This is a genomic window from Halopseudomonas sp. L-58 (assembly GCF_056859475.1).
In genome coordinates this window covers 13,292-29,360 of the sequence record NZ_JBSXON010000042.1, presented here as the reverse complement: position 1 = coordinate 29,360, position 16,069 = coordinate 13,292, and the positions used below count along the sequence as shown (strand labels likewise).

The following is a 16,069-nucleotide window of genomic DNA, read 5'->3' as shown; positions in this document are numbered from 1 at the left end:
TGATCCTCGTTATCTATGGTTCTTTTTTGGAACTGACATGATAGTGGGTTTCATTTTGGAACTTGTCAAGCTACCCTGAGCACATCAACTGGAGGGTTAATACATGCGCTGGGAAGAACTGGGTGAGCAGCCCTGCTCCATGTCTCGCACCTTGGCGGTGGTGGGTGACCGCTGGACGCTGCTGATTCTGCGCGACTGTTTTCTCGGCGTGCGCCGCTTCGACGCGTTTGAACGGCGTATCGGTCTGACCCGTCACCTGCTGGCTGATCGGCTGAAGAAACTGGTCGAGCACGAGGTGCTGGCCAAGGTGCCTTATCAGCAGCGGCCGCTGCGCGAGGAGTATCGGCTGACCGAGAAGGGCATGGCCTTGCACCCGGTAATTTTGTCGCTGGTCAGCTGGGGCGATACCTGGATGGCGGACGAACGTGGTGCGCCAATCGAGCACTATCACAAAGGCTGCGGCCAGCGGATGAAACCGGTGATGGTGTGCTCTGAATGCGCCGAGCCGCTGGGGCCGCGGGATGTGGATGTGCGGCCGGGTGCGGCCTTTGGCGAAGAGGCGGAGAAGTTGCTGGCGGGCTGAGCGGGAGGCTTCAGTGCCCGGCGGTGTTGGAAAACAGGTTGATGACCATGACGCCGCTGATGATCAGCCCCATGCCGATTAGCGCAGGCAGGTCGAGCCTCTGGCCGTACAGGAGCCAGGCCACGACCGATATGAGCACCACGCCCACCCCGGACCAGATGGCATAGGCAATGCCCACCGGAATGGTCTTGAGTGTCAGCGAAAGAAAGTAAAAAGAGACCAGATAGCCAATTACCACAACCACCGATGGCAGCGGTTTGGTGAAGCCAGTGCTGGCTTTCAGGGCGGAAGTGGCAATCACTTCGGACACAATGGCTGTGATCAGGTAGACCCAATGGTTCATGCGTATCGCCTCGGTTGGTCAGGCGATGTTACGCAGGCCGCTGGCGCAGGAACAGACTGTTTTTTTGCGGCGGGTTGTGCGCAATCCGGCGGCTGCGAAAGCCGCCGAACTGCTCAAGGGAAGGGCTTGCCTTAGGGCATGCGATACATCGCACACAGCTTGTTGCCGGCCGGGTCGCGCAGGTAGGCCAGATACAGCTTCATGCCGTTGCCTTCACGTACGCCCGGCGGATCCTCGCAGTCGGTGCCGCCAGCTGCCAGACCGGCTGCGTGCCAGGCATCAGCCTGTTCCGGGCTTTCCATTGCGAAACCGATGGTGCTGCCGTTGCCGCAGCTGGCAGGTTCGCCGTTGATCGGTTTGGTGATCGCAAAGACGCCGGTCGGTGTCATGTAGAAGACGCGGCCCTTTGGATCGGCAAAGCCGGGTTTGCAGCCGATAACGCCCAGAGTGGCGTCGTAGAACGCCTTGGATTTTTCCAGATCATTGGCGCCAAGCATGATGTGACTGAACATCGGGTGATCCCTTTTCGTTGGTGTTGTTTTTACTGGTACGTCAACGCAAGCCTCCGCGTAAGCCGCGCTGCCGTCAATGCCTCCGTAGGGGGAGATTGATCGGCCATAAGGCGTATTTATTGATCAGTCACTGCCGTGCAGCGCGAACAGTTCGTCGCCGGTCAGTTGCTCGGTGCGCTGGGCGAAGCAATAAAACTCGGGTCTCTGGTCAATAAACACTTCTCGGGTCAACTGCCAGTCCTGCTGGTCGTCAAACAAGCCGACCGGAATAGCGTAGAAAGGTTGATCAAGCAGGCGGTAGAACAGGTGGGTGCCGCATTCCTTGCAGAAGCCGCGTTCGGCCCAGTCCGATGAGGCGTAGACGCTGATCTGCTGTGCGCCGTCAAACGCTACCGGCTGGTCGCTCTCGATTGCGAGTAGCGGACCGCCGCCCCAGCGTCGGCAGGTTGCGCAATGGCAGGCGCCTACCTGACTGTGGTTGATGGCGGCGCGCAGGGTGACGGCCCCGCACAGGCAGTGGCCTTCAAGTGGTTTGATCGCTGACATGGCAGGGCTCCCGCTGCTGATACTGGACAGGTTTCAGAATAGCCGAGCCTGCCCGATGCTGCGGCAGGCTGCGTATTTGTCGCCAGTGAAGCAGTGATCCGGATCAGGCGATCAGATCAGCGAAGGGAGTATCGCCCCGATAGAGCTCGTAGGTGATGTTACGGCTTTGCCCGGTCCTGATCACATGGGCAATGATACGCGCGGTATCGGCACGGGAAATATGCTGGCGTTCGGCGTCTTCAGGACGACGGGTGGTGATGCAGCCGGTCGCGGCGTCGTCGGTCAGACGGCCCGGACGCAGGATGGTGTAGGGCACGCCGGAGCGCTGCAGATATTCATCGGCGAAGCACTTGGCTACCAGATAGGGTTTGATTGGCGAGTGGCCGCGATCCGGGTTGTCGGCACCGCGTGAACTGACCATGACAAAGTGCTTGAGGTGGTGCTTGAGAGCGTAGTCAACCGCCTTGCGGGCGGCCCACAGATCGACCAGCAGGGTTTTGTCTGCACCGGTGCTGGCGCCAGAGCCGGCGGTGAAGATAACCCGTTCACAGCCGACAAAGGCGTGCTCGAAGTCGCTCTCCAGATCGCCTTCGATGATCTCCAGCCCCGCAATGCCGGCCAACTTACCGGGGTTGCGAGTCAGGGCAACGACTTTCAGACCTGTCTGCTGCAGCAGCGGCAGCAATTGCAGGCCGATCTGACCGGTACTGCCGATAACCAGTGTCTTGCTCATGGACAGACATCCTCACGCAAGTGTCGCACCCTCTGCGCGGGTGCGTTTGTTGTTATGGGTGCACCGCCGCCGCTGAGGGTCAGCGGATGCGGGTAATGCGTACCAAGCGGTTGCCTTCGAACTCAAGGCTCTGGTAGTTGCCGTTAATCTGGTAGATCCACTCCTCGATATTCATGACCCGGATACGGTCGTTCAATTGCACGCTGTCGACGTAGCCGATGACCTCGCGCGAGATCGGCTCGCCGCAGGCCTGCAGCACCTCGAACTTGAGGTCGCCCTCATCAACGATACTGGTGCCGCAGCGCAGTGCATGTGCCGGCAGGCTGAATAGCAGGGCCAGGAGCGCTGCAAACAGTGCCCGACGACGCGATCGACTTAACATCCCTAACCTCCTGTCAGTGGGAGTTCGTTTGTCGATACTCCCACCGGCTCCGGCCCGGATGCAAGGGCCGCAACACCAGCAGATGCGCGCCAGTAACCAAAATCAGAGCGCAGCGGCCTCTGCCTCGTAGTTGGCATAGGAGTGCTTGAGGGTGGCGTGGTTGAGCAGCATCTCGGCTTTGAGTACCTCGCCGCTGGCGTCATAGATGCGCGTCAGTACCCAGTAGGACTCGGTGCGCTTGCTCTCGGACAGGGCGACGATCTCGCGGCGGATCAGATAGTCCTCGCCGACCAGCAGCGGGCCGTCGATCATGCGGATTTCCTGATCGGCGAACAGGCCGATAACCGGTTGCTTGACCGGGAAGGCGGCGTCTTTGCTGGTGTACTCGGCGAGTACGCTGACCATCTCGGTCGGAATCACCGCGCGGCCCCAGGGCGTGCTGCTGCCATCGGAATACCAGGGCGAGTTCTCGGTGATGCCGGCCAGCTTCTGGTTCAGCGAGAACGGGTAGAGCTTGCCCATGTGCTGGTCCGGGTCCATGCGGACCTTTTCGTCTACCGCACCCTTCATGCCAACGTGCAGGTCCGACAGAATCACCAGCTTCTCCGGTGCCCGCAGTTTGGCCATGCGTTCGTACAGCAGGCTCTCGCCCGGGGCGGCATCGATGCTGGCGCTGGCCTCCAGGACCGGCGTGCCGTCTGCCTTTTCGGCCCAGCAGCGCACGCGGGTCTGACCCGGAGCGGGGCGTTCAACAAAGGCGCGTACCTGTTCGCCTTCGACCACCATGTTCTGGAAGTGCGAGGAAAAGCAGCCGCGCTCAAACCAGGCCTGGCCCCAGATATCGACCAGCAACGGGGTGAACTGGCTGAAGTGGGTGGGACCTTCGATCGGGCCGGCGCGAAAGCCCAGTTTCTCGGCCATGCTGTCGTCGTGAATCGAAGAGTGACCGCTGTACTCCTGGTCGGCCAGCATCTGCTTGGGCTCGCGCAGCGGGCCGCAGAGGTAGAGGGGGGTATCGAAACTCATGGGCGGTGTTCCTGAAAAGGGTGGATAGCTGCACGGCGACGGGCACGTGCCTGACTGAACGACCGAGTTTAGGCGGCAGTTCCGGATCGCGGCAAATGCTCTGTGACGCGCTATTCATCGGGGTTATCGGCGCGGCGCCGGGCGCGCATTGCAGGGTTTGGATAGCTGGTATGGCGGAGTATGATGGCCAGCACGCCGCTGCTGCGGTCTTTGTACAAGGAACTTCACATGAAACTGATCAAGTACAGTGCGCTGCTGGTTGCGGCCGCGCTGCTGAGCGCCTGCGGCGGTCACGACTTCGAGGGTGTCTACGAGAGCCGTGCCGGTTCCAGCAACGACGTGCTGAACGCCTTTGCGGAGATGGCCGGGGCTGACCGCATTGTGATCGGCGACGACTACATCGAGTCCGAGGGCCGGCGCACGACCTTCGACGATATCTTCGAGCGCGAGTCGGCGGGCAAGCGCTATCTGGTGTTCAAGAGCGGCGAAACCGAAGAGGTCTGGACCATCGTCGACGACAAGACCCTCATGCAGGGTAATGAACTGGTCAATATCAAGCTGGTGCGGGTGGAGTAATTCCGTTGTGTCGGATGGCGATTTGAATCGGTAAATACGGGGTCAGCCGCGTGACAACTTATCCACTGCCGTAAGCAGACCGAGCTGGTTTCAATGCTGGTTCACGCGTTGGGTTAAGGTTGTTGGTAGTTGAGCAGCTGCTGGCTGTACTCAAGGTCTGCTGCTGTCGCCTGCGGCTGCATCGACGGGTTGAGCGGGTAGCCCTGGTTGGTTGCCTTCAGTACCACATCTCCGACGCCCTTGGTGTGCACGATCAGGTCCTTCCAGCCGGCGGTCTGCTGCGCTGATACGGCCAGTGGCAGTTGCACAATGGTGGTTTTCGACAGCAGCTCGTAGCCTTCTGCGCTGCCCTTGAATACGAACAGGGTACAACCCGCGGAGCCGCACCAGTCTGGGCCGAGCGCGTACACCAGCGCGTCATCGAAGCCGTCGGCGTTGAGGTCGACCGTCGCGCTTTGATGGGCCGGGATAGCCGCGTCGAACTGATCGGCAAGCGCCTGCTCAAGCGGTGTTTCCTGGGCGACGCTGGTGCAGGCGGACAGCAGCAGCGCTGTGGCCAGTCCGGTGTACTTCAGGCTCTCTCTCCTCAGCTCCGGACTATGGGTAGCGGATCAGGTTGCGGCGCGGTTCCGCAGTAGCTCGGCGGCCTGCGTTCAGTGCCTTGCCAGGCCTTCATTCCGTTTCTGCATCGGGTTCAGCCGGCCCTTTGAGTTCGTACAGGTTGAGCCGGATGTACAGCGCCATTAATGCGTTCAGCACACTGCTGCAGGCCAGGACGATGTCGCCGGTTTTCAAGCTGGCAGTGATGCTGATAAACGAAGCGACCATGACGGCAGCGTAAGTAAACGGATGTTTGAACCACAGCCCGACGGTGAGCGCCGCGCTGATGACAAATACAATCGCTGCGGCTGGGTAGATGAAGGTCATTGCCAGCGCCAGCAGCGTTGTTGCTCGCTGGATAAGCATAAGGATGCTGTTAAGCACACGCGGTAATGGTGGCAGCGCGAATCTGTCCATGAATGGATTGCTCCTTGTGTGGCCCGGGCTGGCCTTTTGTCTTGCTGCGAGGATAGCCCTGCACAGGGAAGCAGCAAAGTAGCCCTGCTACAGGCCTGCATTCAGCCGGCTCGAGTCAGTGCGTTCTGATGTTCGAGCCTTGTCGCTAGTCGATGTGTCCGGAGCAGGCGTGCAATACTCGTCCCGTGTGATGTGGCCGTTCCGCTGCAAAAAGCGGGGCTGGCTTCAGAACAGGCGTGATATCAGCGCGGTGACCGCCGTCTCCACCCGCAGGATACGGTCGCCCAGTTGCACCGGCTGCATGCCGGCCTCGATCAGTTTGTCGACCTCATAGGGAACCCAGCCGCCCTCGGGGCCGATGGCCAGCGTCAGCGGCTGGTCGATGCCGCGTGGGCAGGCCGGGAAGTTGCCGGGGTGGGCAACCAGCGCCAGACGGCCGTCGATGATGCCGGGCAGGCTGTCCTCGACGAAGGGTTTGAAGCGTTTCTCGATGCGCACCGCCGGCAGCACGGTATCGCGCGCCTGCTCCAGGCCCAGCAGCAGGTTGTCGCGCACCACCTCCGGTTGCAGGAATGGGGTCTGCCAGAAGCTCTTTTCCACCCGCACGCTGTTGAGCAGGATGATCTCCGGCACGCCGAGGGTGGCGCAGTGCTGCAGAATGCGGCGGAACATCTTCGGGCGGGGCATGGCCAGCAGCAGGGTCAGCGGCAGTTTGGCGGGTGGTTGTTCGTTCAGCACGACGTTGAGCAGAGCGCTGTTCTTGTCCAGATCCAGCACCGTGCCCTGGCCCATCAATCCGTTGATGCGGCCGACTCGCAGGGTGTCGCCAACGCCGACCTGCTGGATGTCCAGCATATGGGCCAGGCGGCGGCCGCTAAGGCGAACATGGTCCGCGTCGATGAAATCAGTCTCTTCAAGCAGCAGCAGGTTCATGCCTGCGTGCTGTCCTGCTGATCTTCTGACGTGCGCGGGCGAACCATTCGGCTGAACAGGATGCCGACTTCGTACAGCAACCACATCGGTACCGCCAGCAGGGTCTGGGAGATCACGTCCGGCGGAGTCAGTACCATGCCGACGGTGAAGCAGCCGACGACCACGTAGGGGCGCGCCTTGCTAAGGCTTTGTACGTCAACGATGCCGACCAGCACCAGCAGCACGGTGGCGACCGGAATCTCGAACGACAGGCCGAAGGCCATAAACAGCGTGAGCACGAAGTCCAGATAGCTGTTTATGTCGGTCATCACCGCCACGCCATCCGGCGCGGCGCTGGTGAAGAAGCCGAACACCAGCGGAAAGACCACAAAGTACGCGAACGCCATGCCGCCGTAGAACAGCAGGATGCTGGAGACCAGCAGCGGGATGGCGATGCGCTTTTCATGCTTGTACAGCCCGGGTGCGATAAAGCCCCAGATCTGATGCAGCACGAACGGCATGGCGATAAACAGCGCGCTGACCAGGGTCAGTTTGAACGGGGTCAGAAACGGCGAGGCCACGTCCGTGGCGATCATGCTGGTGCCGGGCGGCATCAGCGCCCGCAACGGTTCGGAAATGAACGCGTAGATGTCGTTGGCGAAGTAGAACAGGCCGGCAAAGATCAGCAGCCAGATCAGCACGATGCGCAGCAGGCGCGAGCGCAGCTCGGTCAGGTGCGCGACCAGCGGCATGTCACCGGCAGATTTGGCTGGTGGCAGTTCAGGGTTGCTCATGGCGGGTGTCTTGCTGCTCATTGACGGGCTCGGCGCTGGATTTATCGGCGGTCGGGCCAGTGTGCGACGACTGTGTGACGGGCTTGTTACCGCTGGCAGTGTGCAGCTGATTGCTTGGACTGCCGGCGTTCAGGCCCTGTTTTTCCAGTTCGGCGAGGATGCGCTCGTTGTGCAGCTGCTGACGAATTTCGTCGGCACCGATCTCACGCTCGACCTGGCTGCGCACCTCGGAGAAGCCGCGCTTGATCCGTCCTACGGTCAGGCTGACGGTGCGGATGGCACCGGGCAGCCGTTCGGGGCCGAGTACCAGCAGGGCGATGATCGCCACCACCAGCATTTCCATAAAGCCGATGTCGAACATGAGACGGAACCTGTCGGCGAATTACTGCTTGTTGGACGGAGCGTCCGGCTTGTGCTCTTGCGCCTTGGCGTCGAGCGTTTCTCCCGACTTGTTTTCGACCGAGGGTTTGTCCTCATCGTTCATCGCCTTGCGGAAACCCTTGATTGCGCCGCCCAGATCGCCGCCGATGTTCTTGAGCCGCTTGGTACCGAACAGCAGTACCACGATGACCAGTACGATCAGCAGTTGCCACAGACTAATGCCACCAAAACCCATGTTTGCCTCCGGGGCCTATTGCCCAGTTTATTTGCTGCGGGACGCCTTTTCTTCCAGACCGGAGAGGTCGAAGCGGCGTGCCAGTTCGTTCAGGATGTCGTCCGGACCAAGGCCGAGATGACTGAGCATGACCAATGAGTGGAACCACAGGTCAGCGGTCTCGTAGATCAGGTCGGACTTGTCGTCGCTGTGCTGACAATCCTTGGCGGCTAGCAGTGTCTCGGTGCACTCTTCACCGACCTTTTCGAGAATCTTGTTCAGGCCCTTGGCGTGCAGGCTGGCAACGTAGGAGGTGTCGGCAGACGCCTGCTTGCGTTGTTCCAGTACGGCAGCCAGTTGGCTCAGGGTGTCAGACATGTTTTGGGTGCTCGTATAACGTTTTCGGGTCCTTGATGACGGCGTCGACGGTTTGCCACTGGCCGTCCTTCAGAACCCGGTAGAAACAACTCTCACGACCGGTATGGCAGGCAATGCCGCCGATCTGCTCGACCTGCAGGATGATCACGTCGGCGTCGCAGTCCAGCCGCAGCTCGTGCAGCTTCTGCACGTTGCCGGACTCCTCGCCCTTGCGCCACAGGCGCTGACGCGAACGGGACCAGTAAATGCCGCGGCCTTCCTGCACGGTCAGCTGGAGGGCTTCGCGGTTCATCCAGGCCATCATCAGGATACGCTGGGTATGTACATCCTGGGCAATGGCGGGAACCAGGCCGTCGGCATCCCAGTGGATGCTGTCGAGCCAGTCACTGGCGGGGGGCGAGTCGGTCATGGCGGGTCGTCTTTGAGTTAATGTCGCAAGTTTGCCAGTTCTGCGGGGTGCTGACTATCCGCGGCGCAGAATCAGCCAGCTTCCCAGTGCGATCAGGCCCCACTGGGCCGGGGCGGCGTCAAGCCAGAGCGCCGGGTCCGCGCCGCCCAGAGCGCTGGCGCCGAAGACCAGCAGAGCGATCCCGGCCAATTGCAAAGGCCAGCGCGAACGCTGTTGCGCACGGGGTTGCTCGGGCGCTCTGGCCAGCTTTCCCAGCGCCTGGTTGGTGGTATCAATCAGGGCCGGTACGCGTTCCAGATGCTGTTGCCAGGTCTTGAGCTGATGCTGCGGCAGCATGCGTTCGCGCATCCAGCGCTCCAAGTAGGGCTGGGCGGTATTCCACAGATCCAGATCCGGATACAGCTGGCGGCCCAGACCTTCGATGTTGAGCAGGGTTTTTTGCAGCAATACCAGTTGTGGCTGCACTTCCATGTTGAAGCGGCGTGCGGTCTGGAACAGGCGCAGCAGCAGCTGGCCGAAGGAGATATCCTTCAACGGGCGCTCGAAGATCGGCTCGCAGACACTGCGGATCGCTGCTTCGAACTCGTTGACCCGGGTATCGGCCGGCACCCAGCCCGAGTCGATATGCAACTGCGCCACGCGCCGGTAGTCACGCTTGAAAAATGCCATCAGGTTGCGCGCCAGATAGCTCTGGTCCTCCGGCGTCAGGCTGCCGACGATACCGAAGTCGATGGCGATGTACTGCGGCTCCCACGGGTGCTTGCGGGAGATGAAGATGTTGCCCGGGTGCATGTCGGCGTGGAAGAAGCTGTCACGGAACACCTGGGTAAAGAAGATTTCGACGCCGCGTTCGGCCAGTTTTTGCATGTCGGTGCGCTGGTCTGCGAGGGCGGCCAGATCGGTCACTGGAATGCCGTCGATCCGCTCCATCACCAGCACCTTGTGGCGACACCAGTCCCAGTGGATGCGGGGGATATACAGCAGCTCGGAGCCCTCGAAGTTGCGCCGCAGCTGCGAGGCATTGGCGGCTTCGCGGTGCAGGTCCAGCTCGTCGAAGATAGTCTTTTCGTAATCCTCGACCACCTCGACCGGGCGCAGACGACGACCATCGGCAGAAATGCGCTCCAGCAGGCGTGCGGCCAGAAACAGCCACTGGATATCCTGATCGATGGTTTCGCCAATACCCGGACGAACCACCTTGACCACCACCTCACTGCCATCTTTCAGGCGGGCAGCGTGGACCTGGGCTACCGAGGCGGAGGCCAGCGGCTGGTCGCTGAACTCGGCGAAGACATCCTCAATGCGTTGACCGAGCTGCTCTTCAATCCGTGCACGGGCCCTGGGGCCTGGGAAGGGCGGTACCTTGTCCTGCAGACGGGCCAGTTCAAGGGCGATGTCTTCGGGCAGCAGGTCGCGGCGGGTAGACAAAATCTGGCCGAACTTGATGAATACCGGGCCGAGGTCTTCGCAGGCCTTGCGCAGCCGCGCGCCGCGGCTCAGGTCGCGCGGGGCCGGTCGCAGACGCCAGGGGCCGAGCTGCAGCGCCAGGCGCGCCAGCCACGGCAACGGCAATGCCAGCAGGATCTGGTCCAGACGGTAGCGGGCGAAGATATGCAGGATGCGCAGCAGGCGCGAAAAGGCGGTGAGTCTCATGCGTCGGGCGAGTCCGGTGCGGTAGGAGTGAGCAACGCAACCCGGGCTTCCAGGCGGTCGAGTTGCAGGCGCAGTGCGTGCAGCTGTTCGGCGCGGGCGCGGGCCTCGGCCTGGCCGACCAGCTGACGGCTCTCTTCGGTCAGGTACTCGGCCAGGGTCTGGCGCAGGCTTGCGCGGCTTTCGCGGCCCCATTGGTGGCTGCGGCGCAGCGCGCTGCCGATGGCGTGACCGGCGACCGGGCCGAGCCAGCGGGCCAGTTCGGCCTCACCGTCGAGCCTGAGGTCGGTCATGATGTTCTGCAGTGTGACCAGCACCTGGCTGTCGCCGACCAGCTCGACGTCCGGCTCCTGCAGCAACGCCTTGCGGTCGCTGCTGATCAGCAGGCGGGCAAGCAGGGCACTGGGCGCGTGCAGTTCGCAGTCGGCGGGCTGTTCGCTGGCGTTGCGCAGGGCAATCTCGCCCTCGGCTGGCAGCAGCCAGAGTTGCCAGTCCGGGTCACGGGCCGAGATAAGTACAGATTTGCCCTGCAGTGCGCCGAGCCGCCTGGCGGTCACACTGTCACGGGCCAGTGCCGCAGCAATGCTGCGCTCCGCCGCCTTGAGCAGTGCAGCCGGCAGCATCAGGGTTTGATGCCCCGGTGCAGGGCGACGATGCCGCCAGTCATGTTGTGGTAGGTGACCCGGGCAAAGCCTGCTTCTTCCATCATCGCCTTGAGGGTTTCCTGATCCGGGTGCATGCGAATCGACTCGGCCAGATAGCGGTAGCTCTCGGCATCGTTGGCCACCAGCTTGCCCATCAGGGGAAGAAACTTGAAGCTGTACTGATCGTAGACCTTGGACAGCAGCTCGCTCTTGGGTTTGGAGAACTCCAGCACCAGCAGACGGCCGCCCGGCTTCAATACGCGCAGCATTGAGGCGATGGCGGTATCCTTGTGGGTGACGTTACGCAGGCCGAAGGCGATGGTGATGCAGTCAAAGTAGTTGTCCGGGAATGGCAGTGCCTCGGCGTCAGCCTGGACGAAGCGTACGTTACCGGCGACGCCCAGATCGAGCAGGCGGTCGCGGCCGACCTTGAGCATGGAGGCATTGATGTCGGCGAGGATGACTTCACCGGTCGGGCCCACACGCTTGGCAAAGCGGCGAGTCAGGTCGCCGGTGCCGCCGGCAATGTCGAGTACCCGGTTGCCGGTGCGAACGCCAGACAATTCGATCGTGAAGCGCTTCCACAGGCGGTGAATGCCGCCGGACATCAGGTCGTTCATGATGTCGTACTTGGCGGCTACCGAGTGAAAGACCTCAGCGACGCGCTGGGCCTTTTCGGACTCGGCGACCGTCTGATAGCCGAAGTGGGTGGTTTTGTCGCTGTCGTGTCGATCGCTCATGGATTCCGTCTGCGCTGGAAAATTTGCCCCATTCTAACCATTTTTTGCACCCGGAAGCGCAGTCCATTTGCCGCGCCCGGGTTTTCCCCCGGGTGATGACGGCTGCCCTCATTTGCGGCATGCTGACGAGCTTTGTTAACAACACTGGATGAAACAAACGATGCCGACCGTAGACATTACCCGCGAACACAGCCTGGGCAAGGAAGAAGCGCGTCAGCGTGCCCAGAAATTGGCTGACAAGCTGGTTCAGAAGCTGGACGCCAAATGCAGCTGGGAGGGTGACCAGTTGACCTTCAAACGCAGTGGCGCCGATGGCCGCATCACTGTCTCCGATACTGACGTGCGAGTACAGGTCAATCTGGGCATGATGCTCACGCCGATGGCCGGCATGGTGAAAAGCGAAGTGCAGAAGGCACTGGACAAGTACCTGGTTTGATTGCTGTGTCATCGTGTCGCAGGCTCCGGCTGTAACGGCTGTCCCAGAGCCTGCGTGCACGTCCTCGCGGACAGGCTGCTCTGCCCGGTCCCGGTTTTTAGTATGTGTTTTCTAATTTTGCTGGGTAAGTTCGTCTCCAAGGATCGGTAACCGGTCCATTGCAGTATCCCAATCTACTGAACTGGAGTTACGAACATGGCCAAGAACACCGCAAAGAAAATTGAAGAAAGCACCGCTGGTTTTGCTGCTGACGTGAAGAAATACGCCCATCAGATCTGGCTGGCAGGCCTGGGTGCCTATGCCAAGGCCGGTAAAGAAGGTGCGGACTATTTCAAGGCGCTGGTAAGCGAAGGCGAAGCCGTCGAGAAACAGGGCAAGGAACTGGTCGCCAGCCAGGTTGAAGCCGCCAACAGCCGCATCGAAACCTTCAAGGAAAAGGTGCAGGAAAAGACCGGCGGTCGCTTCAGCAAGGTTGAAGAAGTATTCGACGAGCGCGTTGCTTCCACCCTCGGTCGCATGGGTATTCCGAGCAAGAAAGATATTGATCAGCTGTCTGCTAAGCTGGATGATCTGAGTGCTGCACTCAAGTCGCTGCAAAGCAAGTAAGGTCACAGAGGAGTTGCTCCATGGCGGGTAAAAAGAAGGACAAGGATCCAAGTTGGGTTGCGGATATCGAAAGCTATTCGCGGCAGATCTGGCTGGCAGGTCTGGGTGCCTACGCCAAGGTCGGGAAGGAGGGCGTGAAGCTCTTCGAAACCCTGATCAAGGACGGAGAGGTTGCCGAGAAGAAAGCCAAGGCCGAGATCGACAAGCAGGTCGACACCCTCAAGGGTAAGGCGAAAGCCGGCAAGAGCCCGCTTGATGAAGCCAAGTCCAAGGCCGAAAAGGCCAAGGGCAAGCTGACAGGCAAGTGGAATGAGCTGGAAGAAGCCTTCGACAAGCGTCTCAACAGTGCTGTTTCCCGCCTTGGGGTGCCCTCACGTGATGAAGTGAAGGCGCTGAACGACAAGGTCGATGAGTTGACCAAGCTGATTCAGGGTATGGCTTCCGGCAAGGCGCCGGCTGCCAAGGTTGCGCCGAAAGCCAGCCCTGCGGCTGCCAAACCGGCGGCGAAACCTGCTGCCAAGCCGGCAGCCAAGCCGAAGACCGCAGCTGCCAAGCCCGCGGCCAAGCCCGCAGCGAAACCGGCCGCCAAGCCAGCCGCGAAGGCCGCACCGAAGCCGGCTGCCAAACCGGCGGCGAAGACTGCTGCGGCCAAGCCGAAAGCCCCGGCCAAGCCGAAGGCAACGCCCGCTGTGAAGGCGCCCACTGCGGCCGCCCCTGCTCCGGCCCCTGCAGCTCCGGCGGCAGACAAGCCCACCGGCGCCTGATCGCACTCCGTCGTACCCGACCCCGCACTGCTTCGGCATTGCGGGGTTTTTTATTGGCTGCGTGAGCGTGGGCGATCAGTCGTAGCGCTCGATCAGCAGCTGCATCCACTCGGCGGTCTCCTCGTCGAGGCAGGGGCGCAGCAGGCCGAGCATCTGCTGCACGCCGCCGGCGGCATCGGCCTCGCCGTCGCCGGCGACGCGCTGGTAGTCGAGCCAGAACAGGGTGGTCTGGCACAGCGCATCAAGCAGGCGCTGTTCCGCGTCCTCATCGCAGATCAGATGGCCACTGTTGCGCAGGGCCCGCAGCACCTGATTCAGTCGGCTGCGCAGCGCCGCCAACCACGGGCGCATGGCATGGCGCAGGAACGGATAGCGCCCCATCAGGTTGGACAGATCCTGGAACAGGAAGCGGTGAGTGGCGATGGCTTCGAAGAGCAGGTGCAGCAGCAGCCAGAGGTCGTCGGGTGAGGCATCGTCGGGTTCTTCTGGGCTGACCAGCAGGCTGTGGGTGGAAAGCAGAAAGTCATCGACCAGCGCCTCCAGCAGTGCTTCCTTGCCCTTGAAGTGGTAATACAGGTTGCCCGGACTGATCTCCAGCTCGTTGGCGATGTCCAGGGTGGTGACGTTGGGCTCGCCGTCGGCATTGTAGAGTTCCAGAGTGCAGAGCAGGATGCGATCGCGGGTCTTCATCGGTTACTCATTGCTGTTGAACGTATTGGCCGGGCGCCGGGCCGTGGCCGCCATCGGCGTGAGTCGGTGCGCTGATCAGATCGCCGCTGTAGCGCTTCAGCCAGCCAGTCCAGGCCAACCACCAACTGCCCTGCTGTGCTTCGGCTGTGGCCAGCCAGGCGTCGGCAGAAGCGCAGGTGACCTGGCCGTGCTGGAAGTGCGCGCGTGGATGGCCGGGCGGGCACAGCAGGCCCTGAATATGGCCACTGTGGCACAGATTGAAGACTTTCTCGCCCCCCAGACGGGTACCGGGGTAGGTGTTTTGCCAAGGCACGATGTGATCCCGACGCGCGGCCAGATGCCAGCTGGGCAGGGTCACTGCGCTGAGGTCGATTGCTTCACCGTTCACCTGCAGGCTGCCGGGCTGGCCAAGCGGGTCGCGGTCGAACAGGTCGAGCATGTCCTCGACCAGTTGCGCCGGCAGGCGGGTGTGATCGTGTCCCCAGGTGCTGACCGGGCAGTCCTTCAGCTCGCGGCCCAGCCCGTAACGGGTGACGGCCGGTATCCAAACCAGTTGTTCCGGCCGCATCCAGCCGAACAGGGCGCCGCTGCTGCGGGCGTCGAGGTAGCCGTCGCGCCAGACCCGCTGGCGCAGGCGCTGTCGGGTTGCCGGGCCGCTCAGGCGCATCAGGTCGGTCTGCAGGCGAGTATCCAGCGGGGTCACCAGCAGACTGAGTGCATTCAGTTGGCTAGGGCGGCCTGCGGCCTGCTGCCAGGCGCAGAGCAGGGCAGCGATCAGGCCGCCGCTGCAGACACCGGTGAGTGTTGCCTGGGGGCTGGCGCTGTGCTGCAGGCACTCGCTCAGCGCGCGCTGGCTAGCGCTGACGTAGCGGCCCAGCCCCCAGTTGCAGTGGCTGGGATTGGGATTGCGCCAGCTGATCAGGTAGACCTGCAGCCCCTGTTGCAGGGCATGGCGGATCAGACTGGTGTCCGGGGTCAGATCAAGCAGGTAAAAGCGGTTGATCGGCGGCGGAACGATCAGCAGCGGAGTGTTGTGGACGCGGTCAGTCAATGGCTGATAGCAAAGCAGCTCGAACTCGGCGTGGCGGGCGATTACCTGGCCAGGGCTGCAGGCGATGTCACGCCCGAGCAGGTGACGGGTATCCAGATTGGGTTGGGCAAAGGGGCGACCGCTGGCCAGGTCGGTCCAGAGGTTATGTGCGCCCCGGCACAGGCTATGACCCCGGCTTTGGCGGGCGGCGTCGAGCACCTCAGGGTTGAGCAGGCTGTTGCTGGGTGCTGCGGCGGCAGCCACTTGCTCCAGCAGCCAGCGCAGTTGCGCGCGCTCGTGCTCAGCCATCTCCAGGCCGTTGAGCCATGCGTTCAGCGGCTGCTGCCAGGCGTACCAAAGCTGCAAAATGCGTTGTGGCATGGTTGCCTGCCAGCCCGGGTGGCTGAAGCGGGGGTCGCCCTCCGGTACGTCGATATCCAGCTGGCCGAGCAATGCTTGCAGGGCCTTGCCCAGGGTTTGGAGCAGGTAATCTGCATGGTGGCAGGGTTGTTGGCTCAGGCTGCGCAGCAGTGCCAGCAGACTCTGCGACAGGTCTCGCCCGATAGCGCTTTGGCGCGTTCGTCCTTGTGAGTGCTCGGGCATCCAGCGTTCCTGATCCAGATCCGTGTCTCGTGTCGCAGTCTAACGCAAGCAGGCCCTGTACGGGGCTGTGTCGAGGGCGCCTTGCTGGCGTTGGCGCTGT

At 62.0% G+C, this 16,069-nt stretch carries 24 protein-coding genes; 5 read left to right on the top strand and 19 right to left on the bottom strand.

Going from position 1 to position 16,069, the window contains the following annotated elements:
• The first annotated feature begins 103 nt into the window (after positions 1 to 103).
• Positions 104 to 583: a winged helix-turn-helix transcriptional regulator gene (locus AC13EY_RS04360; protein ID WP_228247057.1), complete on the top strand. Its 480-nt coding sequence runs from the start codon at positions 104 to 106 to the stop codon at positions 581 to 583.
• A 10-nt stretch (positions 584 to 593) separates the two neighbouring features.
• On the opposite strand, the gene AC13EY_RS04355 is transcribed toward AC13EY_RS04360, so the two are convergent.
• The 6 genes from AC13EY_RS04355 to AC13EY_RS04330 form a co-directional block, all read right to left on the bottom strand.
• The gene (locus tag AC13EY_RS04355) at positions 594 to 926 is read right to left on the bottom strand and encodes a DMT family transporter (protein ID WP_228247056.1); all 333 of its coding nucleotides are present in this window, start codon (positions 924 to 926) and stop codon (positions 594 to 596) included.
• 131 nt (positions 927 to 1,057) lie between these two features.
• Positions 1,058 to 1,438, bottom strand: a complete 381-nt coding sequence (locus AC13EY_RS04350; RefSeq protein WP_228247055.1) for a VOC family protein — start codon at positions 1,436 to 1,438, stop codon at positions 1,058 to 1,060.
• Between the two features lie 123 nt (positions 1,439 to 1,561).
• Positions 1,562 to 1,984, bottom strand: a complete 423-nt coding sequence (locus AC13EY_RS04345) for a GFA family protein (protein WP_228247054.1) — start codon at positions 1,982 to 1,984, stop codon at positions 1,562 to 1,564.
• Positions 1,985 to 2,087: 103 nt separating this feature from the next.
• Complete coding sequence (locus tag AC13EY_RS04340; protein ID WP_228247053.1) at positions 2,088 to 2,717, bottom strand: SDR family oxidoreductase; 630 nt, start codon at positions 2,715 to 2,717, stop codon at positions 2,088 to 2,090.
• A gap of 79 nt (positions 2,718 to 2,796) precedes the next feature.
• Entirely contained in the window at positions 2,797 to 3,099 is a 303-nt protein-coding gene (locus tag AC13EY_RS04335; RefSeq protein ID WP_228247052.1) for a DUF2845 domain-containing protein, read from the bottom strand.
• Between the two features lie 102 nt (positions 3,100 to 3,201).
• On the bottom strand, positions 3,202 to 4,125 hold the full coding sequence (locus tag AC13EY_RS04330) for a hypothetical protein (RefSeq protein WP_228247051.1): 924 nt from the start codon (positions 4,123 to 4,125) through the stop codon (positions 3,202 to 3,204).
• Positions 4,126 to 4,353: 228 nt separating this feature from the next.
• On the opposite strand from AC13EY_RS04330, the gene AC13EY_RS04325 reads away from it, so the two are divergent.
• A complete protein-coding gene (locus tag AC13EY_RS04325; protein WP_228247050.1) occupies positions 4,354 to 4,701 on the top strand; it encodes a hypothetical protein in 348 nt (115 codons plus the stop codon).
• A 113-nt stretch (positions 4,702 to 4,814) separates the two neighbouring features.
• On the opposite strand, the gene AC13EY_RS04320 is transcribed toward AC13EY_RS04325, so the two are convergent.
• The 11 genes from AC13EY_RS04320 to ubiE all read right to left on the bottom strand — a co-directional run bounded on the left by AC13EY_RS04320 (position 4,815) and on the right by ubiE (position 11,840).
• Entirely contained in the window at positions 4,815 to 5,111 is a 297-nt protein-coding gene (locus tag AC13EY_RS04320) for a hypothetical protein (protein ID WP_228247049.1), read from the bottom strand.
• Positions 5,112 to 5,373: 262 nt separating this feature from the next.
• Entirely contained in the window at positions 5,374 to 5,718 is a 345-nt protein-coding gene (locus AC13EY_RS04315) for a hypothetical protein (RefSeq protein WP_228247048.1), read from the bottom strand.
• A 225-nt stretch (positions 5,719 to 5,943) separates the two neighbouring features.
• Complete coding sequence (locus AC13EY_RS04310; protein ID WP_285677819.1) at positions 5,944 to 6,651, bottom strand: 16S rRNA (uracil(1498)-N(3))-methyltransferase; 708 nt, start codon at positions 6,649 to 6,651, stop codon at positions 5,944 to 5,946.
• On the bottom strand, positions 6,648 to 7,424 hold the full coding sequence (tatC, locus tag AC13EY_RS04305; RefSeq protein WP_228247046.1) for a twin-arginine translocase subunit TatC: 777 nt from the start codon (positions 7,422 to 7,424) through the stop codon (positions 6,648 to 6,650). Before tatC ends, AC13EY_RS04310 begins: the two co-directional genes overlap by 4 nt.
• On the bottom strand, positions 7,411 to 7,785 hold the full coding sequence (gene tatB, locus AC13EY_RS04300; protein WP_228247045.1) for a Sec-independent protein translocase protein TatB: 375 nt from the start codon (positions 7,783 to 7,785) through the stop codon (positions 7,411 to 7,413). Before tatB ends, tatC begins: the two co-directional genes overlap by 14 nt.
• A 21-nt stretch (positions 7,786 to 7,806) precedes the next feature.
• Positions 7,807 to 8,040, bottom strand: coding sequence for a Sec-independent protein translocase subunit TatA (gene tatA, locus AC13EY_RS04295; protein ID WP_228247044.1), 234 nt, complete (start codon positions 8,038 to 8,040; stop codon positions 7,807 to 7,809).
• A 27-nt stretch (positions 8,041 to 8,067) separates the two neighbouring features.
• The gene (locus AC13EY_RS04290; RefSeq protein WP_088276119.1) at positions 8,068 to 8,397 is read right to left on the bottom strand and encodes a phosphoribosyl-ATP diphosphatase; all 330 of its coding nucleotides are present in this window, start codon (positions 8,395 to 8,397) and stop codon (positions 8,068 to 8,070) included.
• A complete protein-coding gene (gene hisI / locus AC13EY_RS04285; protein ID WP_228247043.1) occupies positions 8,390 to 8,806 on the bottom strand; it encodes a phosphoribosyl-AMP cyclohydrolase in 417 nt (138 codons plus the stop codon). The genes AC13EY_RS04290 and hisI overlap by 8 nt, the downstream gene beginning before the upstream one ends.
• 54 nt (positions 8,807 to 8,860) lie before the next feature.
• A complete protein-coding gene (gene ubiB, locus AC13EY_RS04280; RefSeq protein WP_228247042.1) occupies positions 8,861 to 10,459 on the bottom strand; it encodes a ubiquinone biosynthesis regulatory protein kinase UbiB in 1,599 nt (532 codons plus the stop codon).
• Positions 10,456 to 11,079, bottom strand: a complete 624-nt coding sequence (locus tag AC13EY_RS04275; RefSeq protein ID WP_228247041.1) for a ubiquinone biosynthesis accessory factor UbiJ — start codon at positions 11,077 to 11,079, stop codon at positions 10,456 to 10,458. Before AC13EY_RS04275 ends, ubiB begins: the two co-directional genes overlap by 4 nt.
• Entirely contained in the window at positions 11,079 to 11,840 is a 762-nt protein-coding gene (gene ubiE, locus AC13EY_RS04270) for a bifunctional demethylmenaquinone methyltransferase/2-methoxy-6-polyprenyl-1,4-benzoquinol methylase UbiE (RefSeq protein WP_228247040.1), read from the bottom strand. Before ubiE ends, AC13EY_RS04275 begins: the two co-directional genes overlap by 1 nt.
• 160 nt (positions 11,841 to 12,000) lie before the next feature.
• Between ubiE and AC13EY_RS04265 the strand changes: the two genes are divergently transcribed.
• The 3 genes from AC13EY_RS04265 to AC13EY_RS04255 all read left to right on the top strand — a co-directional run bounded on the left by AC13EY_RS04265 (position 12,001) and on the right by AC13EY_RS04255 (position 13,646).
• Complete coding sequence (locus tag AC13EY_RS04265) at positions 12,001 to 12,276, top strand: polyhydroxyalkanoic acid system family protein (protein WP_228247039.1); 276 nt, start codon at positions 12,001 to 12,003, stop codon at positions 12,274 to 12,276.
• A gap of 195 nt (positions 12,277 to 12,471) precedes the next feature.
• Positions 12,472 to 12,882: a phasin family protein gene (locus AC13EY_RS04260; protein ID WP_228247038.1), complete on the top strand. Its 411-nt coding sequence runs from the start codon at positions 12,472 to 12,474 to the stop codon at positions 12,880 to 12,882.
• Between the two features lie 20 nt (positions 12,883 to 12,902).
• Positions 12,903 to 13,646, top strand: a complete 744-nt coding sequence (locus AC13EY_RS04255) for a phasin family protein (RefSeq protein WP_228247037.1) — start codon at positions 12,903 to 12,905, stop codon at positions 13,644 to 13,646.
• Positions 13,647 to 13,721: 75 nt separating this feature from the next.
• Here the strand turns inward: AC13EY_RS04255 and AC13EY_RS04250 are convergent, their stop codons facing one another.
• The gene (locus tag AC13EY_RS04250; protein ID WP_228247036.1) at positions 13,722 to 14,336 is read right to left on the bottom strand and encodes a TetR/AcrR family transcriptional regulator; all 615 of its coding nucleotides are present in this window, start codon (positions 14,334 to 14,336) and stop codon (positions 13,722 to 13,724) included.
• A 7-nt stretch (positions 14,337 to 14,343) separates the two neighbouring features.
• Positions 14,344 to 15,969 (bottom strand): PHA/PHB synthase family protein, encoded by a 1,626-nt coding sequence (locus AC13EY_RS04245; protein WP_228247035.1) that lies wholly within the window; start codon positions 15,967 to 15,969, stop codon positions 14,344 to 14,346.
• Positions 15,970 to 16,069 lie beyond the last annotated feature (100 nt).

Bases quoted from the DNA above. Each gene is read 5' to 3' on its own strand.
- AC13EY_RS04335 (WP_228247052.1), bottom strand. From the start codon at position 3,099: ATGTTAAGTCGATCGCGTCGTCGGGCACTGTTTGCAGCGCTCCTGGCC.
- ubiB (WP_228247042.1), bottom strand. From the start codon at position 10,459: ATGAGACTCACCGCCTTTTCGCGCCTGCTGCGCATCCTGCATATCTTC.
- AC13EY_RS04325 (WP_228247050.1), top strand. From the start codon at position 4,354: ATGAAACTGATCAAGTACAGTGCGCTGCTGGTTGCGGCCGCGCTGCTG.
- AC13EY_RS04315 (WP_228247048.1), bottom strand. From the start codon at position 5,718: ATGGACAGATTCGCGCTGCCACCATTACCGCGTGTGCTTAACAGCATC.
- AC13EY_RS04290 (WP_088276119.1), bottom strand. From the start codon at position 8,397: ATGTCTGACACCCTGAGCCAACTGGCTGCCGTACTGGAACAACGCAAG.
- hisI (WP_228247043.1), bottom strand. From the start codon at position 8,806: ATGACCGACTCGCCCCCCGCCAGTGACTGGCTCGACAGCATCCACTGG.
- AC13EY_RS04340 (WP_228247053.1), bottom strand. From the start codon at position 2,717: ATGAGCAAGACACTGGTTATCGGCAGTACCGGTCAGATCGGCCTGCAA.
- AC13EY_RS04310 (WP_285677819.1), bottom strand. From the start codon at position 6,651: ATGAACCTGCTGCTGCTTGAAGAGACTGATTTCATCGACGCGGACCAT.
- AC13EY_RS04350 (WP_228247055.1), bottom strand. From the start codon at position 1,438: ATGTTCAGTCACATCATGCTTGGCGCCAATGATCTGGAAAAATCCAAG.
- AC13EY_RS04255 (WP_228247037.1), top strand. From the start codon at position 12,903: ATGGCGGGTAAAAAGAAGGACAAGGATCCAAGTTGGGTTGCGGATATC.
- AC13EY_RS04245 (WP_228247035.1), bottom strand. From the start codon at position 15,969: ATGCCCGAGCACTCACAAGGACGAACGCGCCAAAGCGCTATCGGGCGA.
- ubiE (WP_228247040.1), bottom strand. From the start codon at position 11,840: ATGAGCGATCGACACGACAGCGACAAAACCACCCACTTCGGCTATCAG.
- tatC (WP_228247046.1), bottom strand. From the start codon at position 7,424: ATGAGCAACCCTGAACTGCCACCAGCCAAATCTGCCGGTGACATGCCG.
- tatA (WP_228247044.1), bottom strand. From the start codon at position 8,040: ATGGGTTTTGGTGGCATTAGTCTGTGGCAACTGCTGATCGTACTGGTC.
- AC13EY_RS04275 (WP_228247041.1), bottom strand. From the start codon at position 11,079: ATGCTGCCGGCTGCACTGCTCAAGGCGGCGGAGCGCAGCATTGCTGCG.
- AC13EY_RS04250 (WP_228247036.1), bottom strand. From the start codon at position 14,336: ATGAAGACCCGCGATCGCATCCTGCTCTGCACTCTGGAACTCTACAAT.
- AC13EY_RS04330 (WP_228247051.1), bottom strand. From the start codon at position 4,125: ATGAGTTTCGATACCCCCCTCTACCTCTGCGGCCCGCTGCGCGAGCCC.
- tatB (WP_228247045.1), bottom strand. From the start codon at position 7,785: ATGTTCGACATCGGCTTTATGGAAATGCTGGTGGTGGCGATCATCGCC.
- AC13EY_RS04265 (WP_228247039.1), top strand. From the start codon at position 12,001: ATGCCGACCGTAGACATTACCCGCGAACACAGCCTGGGCAAGGAAGAA.
- AC13EY_RS04345 (WP_228247054.1), bottom strand. From the start codon at position 1,984: ATGTCAGCGATCAAACCACTTGAAGGCCACTGCCTGTGCGGGGCCGTC.
- AC13EY_RS04260 (WP_228247038.1), top strand. From the start codon at position 12,472: ATGGCCAAGAACACCGCAAAGAAAATTGAAGAAAGCACCGCTGGTTTT.
- AC13EY_RS04355 (WP_228247056.1), bottom strand. From the start codon at position 926: ATGAACCATTGGGTCTACCTGATCACAGCCATTGTGTCCGAAGTGATT.
- AC13EY_RS04360 (WP_228247057.1), top strand. From the start codon at position 104: ATGCGCTGGGAAGAACTGGGTGAGCAGCCCTGCTCCATGTCTCGCACC.